This is a genomic window from Streptomyces sp. NPDC002676 (assembly GCF_053592455.1).
In genome coordinates, this window is the sequence record NZ_JBSFVT010000008.1 from 234,544 (window position 1) to 248,877 (window position 14,334).

Annotated in this window: 14 protein-coding genes; all 14 read right to left on the bottom strand. The window is 71.9% G+C overall.

Going from position 1 to position 14,334, the window contains the following annotated elements:
• Position 1 precedes the first annotated feature (1 nt).
• The 14 genes from ACWD3E_RS23895 to ACWD3E_RS23960 all read right to left on the bottom strand — a co-directional run bounded on the left by ACWD3E_RS23895 (position 2) and on the right by ACWD3E_RS23960 (position 14,209).
• Positions 2-925, bottom strand: a complete 924-nt coding sequence (locus ACWD3E_RS23895; protein ID WP_451389583.1) for a hypothetical protein — start codon at positions 923-925, stop codon at positions 2-4.
• Between the two features lie 382 nt (positions 926-1,307).
• Positions 1,308-1,661, bottom strand: a complete 354-nt coding sequence (locus ACWD3E_RS23900) for a hypothetical protein (protein WP_451389584.1) — start codon at positions 1,659-1,661, stop codon at positions 1,308-1,310.
• Positions 1,648-3,432 carry a hypothetical protein gene (locus tag ACWD3E_RS23905; RefSeq protein WP_451389585.1) on the bottom strand — a complete coding sequence of 595 codons (1,785 nt, stop codon included), beginning with the start codon at positions 3,430-3,432 and terminating at the stop codon, positions 1,648-1,650. The genes ACWD3E_RS23900 and ACWD3E_RS23905 overlap by 14 nt, the downstream gene beginning before the upstream one ends.
• A 114-nt stretch (positions 3,433-3,546) precedes the next feature.
• Positions 3,547-4,119, bottom strand: a complete 573-nt coding sequence (locus ACWD3E_RS23910) for a mycothiol transferase (protein WP_451389586.1) — start codon at positions 4,117-4,119, stop codon at positions 3,547-3,549.
• Between the two features lie 122 nt (positions 4,120-4,241).
• Complete coding sequence (locus tag ACWD3E_RS23915; RefSeq protein ID WP_451389587.1) at positions 4,242-5,231, bottom strand: malate dehydrogenase; 990 nt, start codon at positions 5,229-5,231, stop codon at positions 4,242-4,244.
• 348 nt (positions 5,232-5,579) lie between these two features.
• Positions 5,580-6,515, bottom strand: a complete 936-nt coding sequence (locus ACWD3E_RS23920; protein ID WP_451389588.1) for a DUF2690 domain-containing protein — start codon at positions 6,513-6,515, stop codon at positions 5,580-5,582.
• 242 nt (positions 6,516-6,757) lie between these two features.
• On the bottom strand, positions 6,758-7,426 hold the full coding sequence (locus tag ACWD3E_RS23925) for a response regulator (protein WP_451389589.1): 669 nt from the start codon (positions 7,424-7,426) through the stop codon (positions 6,758-6,760).
• Positions 7,427-7,455: 29 nt separating this feature from the next.
• A complete protein-coding gene (locus tag ACWD3E_RS23930; protein ID WP_451389683.1) occupies positions 7,456-8,574 on the bottom strand; it encodes a sensor histidine kinase in 1,119 nt (372 codons plus the stop codon).
• Positions 8,575-8,871: 297 nt separating this feature from the next.
• A complete protein-coding gene (locus ACWD3E_RS23935; RefSeq protein ID WP_451389590.1) occupies positions 8,872-9,288 on the bottom strand; it encodes a DUF3017 domain-containing protein in 417 nt (138 codons plus the stop codon).
• Positions 9,278-10,132, bottom strand: coding sequence for a bifunctional methylenetetrahydrofolate dehydrogenase/methenyltetrahydrofolate cyclohydrolase (locus ACWD3E_RS23940; RefSeq protein ID WP_451389591.1), 855 nt, complete (start codon positions 10,130-10,132; stop codon positions 9,278-9,280). Before ACWD3E_RS23940 ends, ACWD3E_RS23935 begins: the two co-directional genes overlap by 11 nt.
• 82 nt (positions 10,133-10,214) lie before the next feature.
• Positions 10,215-11,252: an NAD(P)-dependent alcohol dehydrogenase gene (locus tag ACWD3E_RS23945; protein WP_451389592.1), complete on the bottom strand. Its 1,038-nt coding sequence runs from the start codon at positions 11,250-11,252 to the stop codon at positions 10,215-10,217.
• 26 nt (positions 11,253-11,278) lie between these two features.
• Positions 11,279-12,532: a cytochrome P450 gene (locus ACWD3E_RS23950; protein ID WP_451389593.1), complete on the bottom strand. Its 1,254-nt coding sequence runs from the start codon at positions 12,530-12,532 to the stop codon at positions 11,279-11,281.
• Between the two features lie 49 nt (positions 12,533-12,581).
• The gene (locus ACWD3E_RS23955) at positions 12,582-13,985 is read right to left on the bottom strand and encodes an NAD(P)/FAD-dependent oxidoreductase (protein WP_451389594.1); all 1,404 of its coding nucleotides are present in this window, start codon (positions 13,983-13,985) and stop codon (positions 12,582-12,584) included.
• Positions 13,982-14,209, bottom strand: coding sequence for a ferredoxin (locus tag ACWD3E_RS23960; protein ID WP_451389595.1), 228 nt, complete (start codon positions 14,207-14,209; stop codon positions 13,982-13,984). Before ACWD3E_RS23960 ends, ACWD3E_RS23955 begins: the two co-directional genes overlap by 4 nt.
• Between the last annotated feature and the right edge of the window lie 125 nt (positions 14,210-14,334).

Sequence of the window (14,334 nt, forward strand, 5' to 3'; positions counted from 1 at the left end):
GCTACTCCGTGTCCGTCGGTGAATCGCAGCTCTGGCCGGGCGGGCAGAACCAGCCCAACGCGTTGTTGAGCAGCGCCAGTTCGTCGTCTCCGCCGTCGCTGTCGGGACCGTAGGCGGCGATGGCGTAGATGTTGCCGTCCCCGGCGACGAAGCGCTCGTCGTAGACGTGCCAGGTGCCGACGTCGGGCTCGCCCTTGATGCTGCCGGCCAGGTACTCAAGGCGTGAGCCCACGAAGTCGCCCTGGTCGAGGTTCTCCAGGTTCAGCTCCTGGAAGCCGTCCGGCTTGGGGGTCGCGTCGGACAGGTACTGCTCGAACGAGGCGTCCGGGGACGACTCCGCCACCTGGTAGACCTGGAGCCGGTGCTGCCGGTCCGGGCTGCGGTAGCTGACGACCGCGATGCCGTACGACGACTGGACCGAGGACCGCGACCAGCCCTTGGGGCGCGCTATTCGGAAGCCCTCCGCGTCCTCGTACGACTCGTAGCCCGCGGGGAGCTCGGACGGCGAGGCGGAGACCGAGGCCGAGGGAGACTCGGTGGGCTCGTCGCTCGGCGTCGGGGACTCGGAGACCGTGGAGGCCGGAGCCGACACGGACGCACTCGGCGAACCGCTGGCCCGCTTGGGCGAGTTGCCGTCCCCGTTCTTGACGACGAGGGTCAGCACCAGGCTCACGGCAACACCGACGACTGCGGCCCCCGCGAGGACGGACCAGACCGTACGACGACTGAAACCGCCGGCGGGTGCAGGAGCCTGACCGGGCTCCACCGGCCCACCGACCCCCGGGACGGGCCACTCGGGCGTGGACCAGCCGCCGCTGCCACCGTGGGGCGCGCCGGGGCCGTAGCCGTCGACCGAAGTGCCGACGCCGGCACCCGAGTTCGTACCCGCGTCCGACCCGCGCCACCATTCGACCGACGACGGCACGGGCGGTGCTGCCTCGGGCGCCGGGGCGGCGGACGCGCCTGCCCCGGACGGCGTCGCATCGGACACCGCCCCCGTAGGCCCGCCCGACCCCGTCGGCGTCACATCAGGCACCGCCGGAGCAGGTCGGCCCGGCCCGGCGGGCGTCGCCTCAGGTGTCGGAGGGGCGGACGCATCCTCCCCGGCCGACGGACCGGACGGCGCTCCAGCCGGACCAGCCACCGGCGCGCCGGCCCGCTGGCCGGCAGGCGGCCACGCCGGCGGCTGGTCCGGCATGGCCGGTGGTGGTGGTGTCGGTGGCGCGGTGGGCCGGGCGCTGTCGGCGTCCTCCCAGCGCTGGGTCTCCTCGTTCCAGAAGCGCGCTCCCCCGGTCATCGTCGCCCTCTCACAGCCCCACCAGGCCGGCCAGCGCGCCCGCCGAGGCGAGGACGCTCAGCAGGGCCTGGGAGTCGTCGAGGAGGTTGCGCAGGCGCTCGCGGCGGGTGGGGGTCGCCTGGCCGGTGCGGGTGATCTCGTCCTCCGTGTCGGCGAGGGCCGCGTCCAGTTCCGCCGTCTGCTCGCTGGCCCGCACCCGGGCCAGGTCGGCGCGCAACTCCCGCACCGCGCTCAGCAGTTCCTCTGCCGCCGCGTCGTACTGCGCGCTCGTGCCGTGGTGGCTCTCGGCGTGCGCGTGGTCGCCGATGGCGAACGTGCTGTTCGACACGTCGCCGATGCTGATCCTCGTCTCATCCGTTGCCATGGCCGTCGGCCCCCTTCTGCGGCGTGCCGCCGCCGGTCGTGGAGGAGGCGGAGGCCTTGTCGCCGACGGCGAACGTGCTGCCCTCGACCTTGCCGATGTGCACGCCTCCGTTGCTGATGTTGTTGACCTGCTGGACGAACTCACCGGTCTGGTACCCGGATTCGGCGAGCGCTGCCCGCACCCCGTTGGCCACCCGGTCCTGGATGCTCTTGAGGTAGCGGGAGACGTCCATCTCCTGGAAGTGCGAGCCGGCGTTCGCCGAGCCCAGCTCCCGCACGGACAGCGTGGGCCCGTCGGGCAGCGCGTTCGCGTACCCGCCCGTCAGCAGCCGCCAGCCGTAGACGACGGCCTTGCTGAGGACGACCAGGGAGGCGGCCAGGGAGCGCGGCAGCCGGGCCATGGCCCAGGCCGCCTTGCCGAGCACGTTGTTGTGCCGGAACCGGTGGGCCGTACGGTCGGCGTCCTTGAAGTCCGCGCGCACCGGCAGCAGTACATGCGGGGCGATCTCCAGCATGAGCATGCGGCCCTGGGTGTGGATGCGCACGAACACCGTGACGACCAGCTCCTCCTCCCAGCCGCCCACGCGGATGCGCAGGAAGTGGCGGCGCTTCTCGGCGCCTTCCTCGACCGCGTGCGCCCGGTGGTCCTCGAAGGCCTGCGGGTGGTACGGCGCGTCGTCGCGGCGCAGCAGCCCCTCGGCGGGCAGGAACACGCACTCGTCGAGCTCCAGCCAGCGCAGCCGGTCGCGCACGCCCGGTCCCGCGTACTCGGCGGGCAACCGCAGCCGTTCCACCAGCGGCCGGATCTTCTCCAGCACCAGACGGTTGCTGATCGGCTGCTGCTTCTTCAGCGGGTCGGGCTTCAGCTCGACGGCGAGGACCCAGTCCGGGTAGGCCGCGCCGGCCCCGCAGAACGGGCGCGCCTCGTGGTACATGACCAGAGGCGCGTGCTGTTCGGTCCGGATGCGGTGCTTGAGCCACTGGAACCGCTGGCTGTCGCCCTGCTCGGCGGGGTCGCCGGCGGCGTCCGGGAAGCGCTGCGGGGACAGCTCGGCCGCGAGCACGCGCGCGAAGGCGCCCCGCTGGCCCGCCGTGCACAGGATGATCAGCACGAAGACGATGAGCGCGGCCCAGGCCTGCCAGGGTTTGATCGCGTTCGCGAGGCTCTTGAACCCCACCAGGAAGATGTCGCTCGGGCTCAGTGAGTCGAGGCCCTCGCCGTCGGTGTAGACGTTGCCGTAGTCGTCGTACGACACGTGGGTGTCGCCGCCGTCCCAGCCGCCGAACGCGGCGATCACGGTGACCAGCAGCAGCCCCGCGAACGTGAGGCGGCCCCACCAGCGGAAGACAAAGGCGGCCACCAGGCGGTACATGGGCGGCTCCGGATTGCCGCCCCTGATCCACACGCCGATGGCGAGGTAGAGGCTGGGCCCCAGGAAGACGACCAGCAGACCGCCGCTCAACGCGGCGCCCACCACCCACAGGGCGAGGATCGCCGCGGCCCAGGCGAGTTCCTGCCGACGGGCGCGCAGCGCGTGCGCGAGGACGCGAGCCGCATCAAAACCGAGCGAAGGCGGCACGAAACGCTGGCTGTTGAGGTGCAGCTGCCCGATGACGCGGTCCCGGTAACCGGAATCCAGATAGGTACCCGCGCACAGCAGCCGTGTGGCCTCACTGGCGTGTGGTGGGGTGGCCGGTGGCGTGGGTGGTGGTGCCGCAGGCTGCGACGGGTCGGCCGGCTGCGGTTGCTGCGGCACGTAGGCGTTGCTCACGCGAGTCCCCCGAGGCGTGGAAAGTCACTTGCTCACAGATGAACTGACGGGCCATGAGCATAGAGTGACGAGCCGTGCGGGGGAAAGCGGAATGCGCTGGCAGGGGTGCGTAGTTCAGTTCGCGGGCTCCGGCGGGTCCTCCCCCACCCGGCCGTCGACCGCCTCGCGGATCAGGTCGGCGTGGCCGAGGTGGCGGGCGTACTCCTCGACGACGTCGATCAGGAGGCGCCGGACGCTGACAGAGCGTCCGTCGCGCGAGGTGTGGTGGGCGGGTGCGTCCGGGCCGCCCTCGGCCAGCGCCTGCCGCAGGGCCGCGCGGGAGCGGGCCACGGCCCCCTCCCACAGGGCGTACAGCTGCTCGGGGGTGTCGTGGGCGGCGGAGGTCCACTCCCAGTCGGGCTCGGCGTCCCAGTCGACCGCGCTCCACGGCGCGCCCAGCTCCTGGCCGAGCAGCCGCTTGCTGAAGTACTCGTCCTCGACGAGGGCGAGGTGCTTGAGGAGCCCGCCGAGGGTGAGCGTCGAGGTCGCGAGCCGTGCGCCCAGGCCGGCCGCGTCCAGGTTCCCGCACTTCCAGGCGAAGATCCTGCGCTGCCGTTCCAGCGAGCCGGTCAGCGTGTCGGCCTCGGTGCCCGCGAGGGGCGGCTCGAAGAGAACCGTTTCGCCGAACAGAGCCGTTTTGGTGTCCATGACGAGCACGCTATGGCCCGTTCCGGACGATCCACTGCCGGATTCACTTACCGCTTCGGGAAGCGGCCGGGCCCCGCTCCGGTGGAGAACCGGAACGGGGCCCGTGCGTGCAATGAGTCGGCTCAGATGAGGCCGAGGGCGCGGACCGCGTCGCGCTCCTCCGTAAGCTCCGCGACGGAGGCGTCGATGCGGGTGCGGGAGAACTCGTTGATGTCCAGGCCCTGGACGATCTCGTACTTGCCGTCCTTGGTGGTGACCGGGAAGGAGGAGATCAGGCCCTCCGGGACGCCGTAGGAGCCGTCCGACGGGATGCCCATGGAGGTCCAGTCGCCCTCGGCGGTGCCGTTGACCCAGGTGTAGACGTGGTCGATCGCGGCGTTGGCGGCGGAGGCGGCCGACGAGGCACCGCGGGCCTCGATGATCGCGGCACCGCGCTTGGCGACGGTCGGGATGAAGTCCTCGGCGAGCCACTTCTCGTCGTTGACGAGTTCGGCGGCGTTCTTGCCGGCGACCGAGGCGTGGAAGATGTCCGGGTACTGGGTGGCGGAGTGGTTGCCCCAGATGGTCAGGCGCTTGATGTCGGCGACCGTGGTGCCCGTCTTCTTCGCGAGCTGGGTCAGCGCGCGGTTGTGGTCCAGGCGGGTCATCGCGGTGAAGCGCTCGGCCGGGACGTCCGGCGCGGAGGCCTGGGCGATGAGGGCGTTGGTGTTGGCCGGGTTGCCGACGACGAGGACCTTGATGTCGTCCGCGGCGTGGTCGTTGATGGCCTTGCCCTGCGGCTTGAAGATGCCGCCGTTGGCCTCCAGCAGGTCGCCGCGCTCCATGCCCTTGGTGCGCGGGCGGGCGCCCACGAGGAGGGCTACGTTGGCGCCGTCGAAGGCGACGTTCGGGTCGTCCGTGATCTCGATGCCCTGGAGCAGCGGGAAAGCGCAGTCGTCCAGCTCCATGGCGGTGCCCTCGGCGGCCTTCAGGGCCGGGGTGATCTCCAGCAGGCGCAGCTTGACCGGCACGTCCGCGCCGAGCAGCTGGCCGGAGGCGATGCGGAAGAGGAGCGCGTAACCGATCTGGCCGGCCGCGCCGGTGACGGTGACGTTCACGGGAGTGCGGGTCATGGCGTTCTCCGTATGACAGCTGGCGGTGGGGTCGTCGTTGGCCCCGGATGATCGATCTCTTGGCATCAAGAGAATCCAGCGGTCAGGCTATCGCGCATCCGACATGCGAGACGTCCCGGGCCCTGTGGCTCACCCCACAAGTCTCGTGGTGCACGAACTGGTGCGCGAAGCACAACGAATGTGGCGGCTGTGAACGAAAGTGGCGGCCGTCCGTCCGGGAGAGGGTGGACGAGGACGGCCGCCATGGGGGTACCGGATTGCCCGGATCCCGTGGGGGTACGGTTCGCGTGCCCCGGATTCGGCGGGCCATGCGTCCGTCACCCGAAATAGTTCACGTTTCTCGGCTCACTACCGCGTGCACCCCGTCCGCCCGTCGGCGAGGGTCGCGCAGGCACGGGCCGCGCCCGCGTCCCGTACGGCCACCATCGGCGTGTACGCGATGGTGTCCCCGGCGCCGGCGATGTCACCGCGCTCCCGGACCGTGCCCACGGAGAGCTGCACCGTGTCGCCCGGGGAGGCGTCGGTGATCCGCCCCCAGGCGGCGCCGCACGTCCTGCTGTAGCGGACCTCCAGGGTGACGGTGCCGATGGTGGCGGTCTTCGCGGTGGTCACCAGTTCGCCGCTGCACCCCATGGCCTCGGCGTCCTTGCCGGTACAGGCGGAGTGGGCGCACTTGACCCCGGCGGGCAGGGCCGGGTGGGTGGCGGCCGGGGAGGGCGAGGACGGGGGCGGCGTGGCGGCGCGCTCGTGCTTCTCGCCGCTGCCCTGACGGGTGAAGAAGAAGACCCCGGCGATGATGACGAGCACACCGGCCAGGCTCGCGAGGAGCATCGTCACGCGGTGCCTGTTCGCGCTCGCCGTGCCCGCGCCCGGCCGCGGAGGCCGCGCCCCGCCGTCGTACGGATCCGGGACGCCTCCCGAGCCGCTCGCGCCGCCCGCTTGCCCGAACTCCCCCGGCGCCGCGCCCGCCTGGGAGATCCGGAGCGCCTGCATGGTGGTGTCGTGCCGCGCCTCCGCGCGGTTCCAGGAGCGTTCGGCCAGCTCCCACAGCGTCGTCAAGTGAACCGGGCCAGTGCCGGTGACCTCGGCGAGCGCGACGGCCGCGCCCTTGGGTGCGAGCAACTCGCCGCCCAGGTAACGCTCCCAGGACGTCTTGGCGTAGCCCGTGCGGTCGGCCAGCGTCGCGGGGTTCAGGCCGCTGCGGTCGACGAGCAGCCGCAACTCACCGATGAACTCCTTGATCTGCGGATCCAGATCGTCCGGCAGGGCCTTCCAACGAGGCATCGCTTCCCCCCAATACGCGGTACGCCCCCATGGTCCCCCGTGCCGCCCCGATCGGGCACCCCGACATGTGGCAGTGCGCGGACACGGTAGCGGAACGGTCACTTCCGTGCCACAGCGCACAGACAGGCGTTGAACAGGCAGTTCTCGGCAGGGAAGGCTGTGTCTGCGACGGCGGCCCGCCCCTCATCGGGGGAGGGGGCGGGCCACCGTTCCGCATGTCCACCGGGCCCACGGGGAGGCGTTCACCCGCCCGGCGTCACCAGGCCCGACTCGTAGGCCACCACCACCGCCTGGGCCCGGCTGCCGAGATCGAGCTTGGTCATCGTGCGGTTGAGGTGGGTCTTGACCGTGGCCTCGCTGATGTAGAGGCGGTCGGCGATCTCCAGGTTGGACAGGCCGCGCGCGGTGAGCTTGAGGACCTCCGTCTCCCGGGAGGTGAGCACGCCGAGGTCGGGCGGGGCCGCCCCGCCCTGTGCGGGGCCCTGCTGCCGGGCGAAGGCCTCGACCAGGCGTCGGGTGACGCTGGGCGCGAACAGCGCGTCGCCGCCGTCGACGGCGGTGACCGCGGCCAGCAGCCGCTCCGGCCCGGAGTCCTTCAGCAGGAACCCCGCGGCTCCGGCGCGCAGCGCGCCGTACACGTACTCGTCCAGGTCGAAGGTGGTCAGCACGAGCACCCGGGGCGGCCGGTCGCCGGCCTCGGCGAGGATGCGCTCGGTGGCCTCGATGCCGTTGACGCCGGGCATCCGGATGTCCATGAGGATGACGTCGGGCCGGGTCTCGGCGGCGAGCCGTACGGCCTCCGCGCCGTCCGCGGCCTCGCCCACCACCTCGAAGCCGGGCGCCGCGTCGAGCAGGCCCACGAGCCCGGCGCGGATGAGGAACTGGTCGTCGACGACGAGCACTCTGGTCATCGCGTACGCCCGCCCCCCGGTGCGCCGTCCTACGTCGGTTCCGCCTCCGGCGTGCCCCCGCGGCTCCGCTCGGTGGCCGAGGTGGGCAGGGTCAGGTGGACCTCGAAGCCGCCCTCGGCACGCGGGCCGACGCTGATCGTCCCGCCGTAGAGCTTGGCCCGCTCGCGCATGCCAATCAAGCCGTGCCCGCCGCGGGTCGGCACTCTGGCTTGAATCGCCCCCTCCCCGTCGTCGGTGACCCGGACGGTCAAGTCATGGGTGCCGTACCCGAGTTCCACCCGGGCCCGGGCCCGTCCCGCGTGCTTGAGGGCGTTGGTGAGGGCTTCCTGGACGACCCGGTAGGCGCACAGCTCGACGCCGGGCGGCAGCGGGCGGGCCGTGCCCTCGACGGTCAGCTCCACGGGCAGACCGCCGGCCCGGACCCGGTCCACGAGTTCCCCGAGCCGCTCCAGGGTGGGCATGGGCGCCCGTTCGGGGGCCTCCGGGTCCTCCTCGCGCAGCACCTGGAGCATGCGGCGCAGTTCCTCCAGGGCCTCGCCGCTCGTGTCCGCGATGGTGCCGAGCGCGCCGCGGGCCTTGGCCGGATCGGAGGCGAAGACGAACCGGGCCAGCCCCGCCTGCACGGAGATCACCGACATGTGGTGGGCGACCACGTCGTGCAGCTCGCGGGCGATCCGGCCGCGCTCCTCGGCGACCGCCTGCCGGGCCCGCTCGGCCTGCTCCGCGCGCAGCCTGCGGGTGAGTTCGGCGGAGCGCTGGGCCAGGTGGCCGAACCAGACCAGCACCGAGCAGTACAGCAGCGCCTGCCCCAGCACGGACGCCATGGAGGGGGTGTCGCTGACCACCCCGGCGTACGCCCACACGCCGGTCATGCAGACCGCGCAGACCAGGGCGGTGCGCACCGGGCGGACGGAGGCGACGGTGTACAGCGCGAGCATGGAGCCGAAGGTGCACACCACCGGCCAGTAGCCGAGGCTGATGTAGCCGACGAACGCCGCCTGGACGACGGCGAAGACGGCGAGCGGCCACCGCCCGCGCAGGGCGACCGGCAGGTGGGCGAGGGCGACGAACACGTAGGCGCGGGCATCGAGTTCCGGCCAGCCCTGCGAGCGCGACTCCCGCCCGAGCAGGACGGCGACCACGGCCATGGCGACAGCGATCAGCGTGTCCACGGCGAGGGGGCGGGGGGTCCTCAGCTGCACCGCCGCAGGGTAACGCCCGAGGCCGGGGCGGGGAGTCAATCCACAGGCGTACCACGGAAGTTGCAGTACGGCACCGCTCGGAACACCCTGGCGGTACGAGGAGTTCCGCCCGGGGTCTGACGCAGCGGGCAGCCCGGCGCCCGTACGGTCGATCCGGGGAACGGGGGAAGACGCCGGTGGCCCGCGTCCCCGGGGGAGACGCGGGCCACCGGTCGTACGGGCACCGCTGCCGCTGCTCGGCGGCTACTTGGTGACCGTCAGGTGCAGGGTGTCCTTGAGGAAGGGGAGCTGCAGCCACGGCTTGGGCTGGGCCATCAGCGCCAGCAGGACGATGACGAGGCCGAGGATGCCGTAGGTGACGATGTCCGTGAAGCGCGAGCGTACGGCGAGCATGCCGACGCTCGGCAGTATCCAGCGCATGACCGCGCCGGCCAGCAGGGCGGCGCCGATCAGCAGGGTGCCGTAGCGGAACACGTCGAGCGAGGTCAGCAGCAGGCCGAGGGCGACCGTGCCCAGCACGACCAGCAGGGGCCACTGCCGGTAGGGCGCCGGCGCGTCACCCCCGGCCGCCCTGCCGCCGCCCTCGGGGCGCGCCGTGTCCCTGGTGATCCGCGGGAAGCGGCGCGAGGGCCGCCCGCCGCGGGCGTCCTCAGCCGGCACGGCGCTCCGCCGCCTCGACCACGTTGACCAGCAGCTGCGCCCGGGTCATGGGGCCCACACCGCCCGGGTTCGGGGAGATCCACCCGGCCACCTCGGCGACGTCCGGGTGCACGTCCCCGACGATCTTGCCGTCCGCGTTCCGCGAGACACCGACGTCGAGAACGGCCGCGCCCGGCTTCACGTCCTCGGCACGGATCAGGTACGGGGAGCCGGCCGCCGCGACGATGATGTCGGCCTTCTTGAGGTGCGAGGACAGGTCACGGGTGCCGGTGTGGCACTGGGTCACGGTGGCGTTCTCGCTGCGCCGGGTGAGCAGCAGCGGCATCGGGCGCCCGATGGTCACGCCCCGGCCGACGACCACGACCTCGGCGCCCTTGGTCTCGACACCGTGGCGGCGCAGCAGGGTGAGCACGCCGTTCGGGGTGCAGGGCAGCGGCGCGGGCTCGCCCAGCACCAGCCGTCCCAGGTTCATCGGGTGGAGTCCGTCCGCGTCCTTCTCCGGGTCCATCAGCTCCAGGATGCGGTTCTCGTCGATGCCCTTGGGCAGCGGGAGCTGGACGATGTAGCCGGTGCAGGCCGGGTCCTCGTTCAGTTCCCGCACCACCGCCTCGATCTCCTCCTGGGTGGCGGTGGCGGGCAGCTCCCGCTGGATGGAGGCGATGCCGACCTCGCGGCAGTCGCGGTGCTTGCCGGCCACGTACTTCCGGCTGCCGGGGTCGTCCCCGACCAGGATCGTGCCGAGGCCGGGCGTGAAGCCCTTCTCCTTCAGCGCCGCCACGCGGACGGTCAGATCGGACTTGATCGCGGCTGCGGTGGCCTTGCCATCGAGAATCTGGGCGGTCATGGCACCATCCTCGCGGATGACGGGCCCCGGGTTCCAATCAGGGTCGCCACGTGATCGGCGATGTTGCACTCGTGCGAACCCCTCAACCGTGAGGGACGATGACCGCGCGGCCCTTGATCCTGCCCTCGTGCAGGAGCTGGTAGGCCTCGGCGGCGCGTTCCAGGGGGAAGTGCTCGACCAGCAGCTTGATCTTCTGTTGCTGGGCGAGGGTGATGACTTCCATGAGTTCGGTGAGGTAGCCCCAGTAGGGGGAGGCGACCGAGCACTCGTGCGGCGGGCTGAAGAAGTTGACCGGCAGGGCTCCGCCGCCGAGGCCGACGATGGTGAGGTGGCCGAGCACCCGGGCCACCTGGGCGGCCGTCCGCAGGGTCGGGTCCACGCCGACCATGTCCAGCACCAGCTCGGCGCCTTGCCGGCGCGTCATGTCCTTGATGCGCGTGACCGCCTCGTCGCCCGAGAGCAGGGCCTCGTCCGCGCCCATGCGCTTGGCGGTCTCCAGCTTGTCGGCGGCCGTGTCCACGGCGACGATCACGGTAGCCGCGCTGAGCGCGCGCAGGATCTGGATGGCCATCTGGCCCAGTCCGCCCGCCCCGATCACCACCGCGGTCGAGCCGGGCCCCAGCAGGTGCAGTGACCGCTTGACGGCGTGGTAGCTCGTGAGGCCCGCATCGGTGAGCGGGGCGGCCTCGCGGGGGTCGAGGTCGCCCAGCGGGATCAGGAGCCGTGCCGCCGGGACCAGCAGGTACTCGGCCATTCCGCCGTCGTGACCGCCCAGGCCCCCGCCCAGACCGCTGGCCACCTGGCAGTAGTTCTCCCGGCCCTCCCGGCAGTTGGCGCACACCCCGCAGCCCCAGGGGCCGTAGACGATCACAGGGTCTCCGGGGGCGAAGCCGGTGACACCCGGCCCCAGTGTTTCCACCCACCCCGCGTTCTCATGGCCGAGCGTGAAGGGCAGCCCCTCGCCGCTCCCGGGCCCCGGTTCCTCCATGATGTGCAGGTCGGAGTGGCAGGCGCCGGCTCCCGCGACCTTCACCAGGACCTGCCCCGGCCCGGGCTCGGGAACCGGCACCTCGCGCAGCTCGGGCGGCTTCTGCCATTCGACGAGTCGAAAAGCGCGCATGGCGATCCCTTGCGGCAAGTACCGCGTCAGTCGCGGATGCCGTCGACGTCGACCAGGACGTGGCGCGGGCCGCGGAAGATCTGGTTGTGACGGTACGGCGGCGGGTCTTCGACCAGCCGCGGGTTCTCCACGCGGCGGACGAACTCGCCGACGGCGACCTGGACTTCGAGCCGGGCGAGCGGGGCGCCGAAGCAGAAGTGGATGCCCTGGCTGAAACCGACGTGCTGGTTGTCGGGGCGTTCGAGGTCGACCTGGTCGGGGTTCTTGAACCGTTCCGGGTCACGGTTCGCCGAGCCGTACGCCAGGAAGATCGGCGCCCCCTTCGGGATGGTGGTGCCCGCGATCTCGATGTCCGCGAGGGCGGAGCGGGTGTGCCAGAACTGGACCGACGACTCGAAGCGCAGCAGTTCCTCGACCCCGGTCACGATCAGCTCGGGCCGACGGCGCAGCTTGTCCAGAGCGTCGGGGTGCCTGAGCAGGGTGAGCACGCTGTGGGCGATCAGATTGACCGTGGTCTCATGCCCGGCGAAGAGCAGGAGCAAGGCATTGCTGATGAGCTCGCCCCTGGCCATGGGACCGTTCGGGCCACGGTCGTGCACCATCGCCGAGAGCATGCCGGGGCCGGGCTCCTCGGCGTACTGGTCGAGCAGCCCGGCCAGGTACTCCTCGAACTTCTTCACGCTCTCCCGGCCCTCCTGCGCTCGACCCCGTATCTCCTCGTCGCCCGCCTCCGGGCCGAGGTCCAGGGCTTCCAGGGCCGTGTGGATCCAGGCGTGGAAGAGCGGTTCGTCCTTCATCGGCACGCCGAGGATCTCGCAGATCACGGTCACCGGCAGGGGGTAGGCGAACTCGTCGACGGCGTCGAAGCGGGTCTTGCCCCGCAGCTTGTCCAGGAGATCGCCGACGATGCGGCGGATCTCGGGCTCCAGGCGGGATATCCAGTCGGGTGACTCGGGCGGGCCGTAGAAGTGCCGGATCATCAGGCGCCGAGCCCGGTCGTGTTCGGGCGGGTCCACGGTGATGATGTTCGGCGCCACGCCGGCGACCTGGAGAATCGACTCGTGCCCCGGCACCGCCGTGACCGCCCGGGGGCGCTTCGTGAAATCCGAGCTGACCCGGTTGTCGTGGAGCAGCGAGACGACCTCCCGGTAGGTGCTGACGACGTAGGTGCCGTCCGGCTGCCGCGACACCGGCGTCTTCCTGAGCTCCTCGTAGAAGGGGTACGGGTTGGCGCGGTTGGCATAGCGGAGAGCCTGCTGCCAGGGAGTTTCCTCGACCACGGTTCCTCACCACCTGTCGCTGTTGCGCTCGCGGTCGCCGTGACGCTCGTCAGCGGCTCCGGGGCCGGAACTCGGCCCGCCGCTCGGTCGGGTCGTGGCCGGTCAGGACCACGTCGGGCATCGCGGCCGGGGCGCCCGGTGCCGGGAACCCGGCCGGCATCGCCTGCATGTAGTCGGGCACGTCCCAGCCCGGCGGCGGGGGCGGGAACGGAGCCGACTGCTCGATCAGCCGCCCGTAGTGCTGCAGCCACTTGCCCTGGTCGAAGGCGACGGCGGCGACGGTGCGGCCCCGGTGGCCGTAGGCGGCGATGAAGCGGCGCTCTTTCACCGATCCCTGGGTGAAGATGATCTCGTCGCCGAAGGGCGGTACGCCGACGGACTTGATGTTCACGCCGAACTGGCCGGACCAGAAGCTGGGGAGCAGCAGGTTCGGCCGGTAGTGGGGTTCGAGGTTCACCATGTTGTGGGCCGCGACCTGGGCGCCGAAGACCGCGTTGTCCCAGTGCTCCATCGCGAGGAACTCGTACTCGTACAGCACGTAGGGCTGGCGGGCGACGTCCCCCGCCACGTAGACGGAGTCGGTCACCACTCCGTTGATGTCGAAGGCCCGGCCTCCGGCGTCGCAGCCGACGCCCCAGGGGCCGACTGCCAGCCCGGCGCCGTCCAGCCATTCCACGTTGCGGATCGAGCCCAGCGAGGCCAGCACCAGGTCGGCCTCCACGGTGGTCCCGTCCGAGAGCCGGGCGCCCCGTACGTGTCCGGCGCCGTCGTCCTCCAGCGACAGCACGCCCACCCCGCAGCGCAGGTCCACGCCGTGGTCGCGCTGCGTCTCAGCGGCGATCTCGCCGATCACCCCGCCGAGCGCGCCGATCAGCGGCGCCGCGCCCCGCTCGGCGACCGTCACCGGGATGTCGAGGTCCCGGCAGACGGAGGCCGCCTCCGAGCCGATGAACCCGGCGCCGATGACGAGCACCCGCGAGGGCCGCGCGGCCAGCGCCCGCTGCAGCGCCGTGGCGTCATCACGCGAGCGCATGGTGTGCACGCCCTCCAGGCCGGCCTCGGCCGGGTTGTGCCACTGCCGCGCGCGGGTTCCCGTGGCGATCAGCAGGCGGTCGTACGGCACCTGATCGCCGTTGGCCAGGAGGACCTGCTTGTGGGCCCGGTCCAGCCGGGTGGCGGGCACCCCGAGACGCCACTCCGCGTCCACTTCCCGCAGGCGGGGCAGGGTGGTGTTGCCGGCCGGCACCCACCCCTTGAGCACCTGCTTGGACAGCGGAGGACGGTCGTAGGGCTCGTAGGGCTCGTCCCCGATGATGGTCAGGGACCCGGTGAAGCCCTCCTCGCGCAGGGCTTCGGCGGCCCGCAGTCCCGCCAGGGAGGCGCCGACGATGACGATCCGGCCTCGGGCCCTGAAGTCGCGCACCAGCTCCGAGAGCGTTGCCGCCATGGTCATGACGTCGTGCCCCGCTCCGCGTCGGCCGGGCCGTCCAGGCGGTCGACCACGATCGCCTGCACCGGGCAGGCCGCGGCGGCTCGCCGTACGTGCAGGCGCCGCTCGTCATCGGGGTTGGGTTCGTAGGAGAGCACCTCATCGCCCGTCAGCTTGAAGACCTCGTGGGCCAGGTACACGCACTGCGCGTACCCCTGACACCGGTTCAGATCCACGGCGATACGCATGGGCAGACCCCTTCCGTCCACGGCGATCACTTGGGGTGACGCGTAATGACGGTGAGTGTCACGGCACGGGAGCCGCCGATATGTGAGGGCGTCGGCACCAAGGTGCGCCCCGGCTGTGCCCCGGC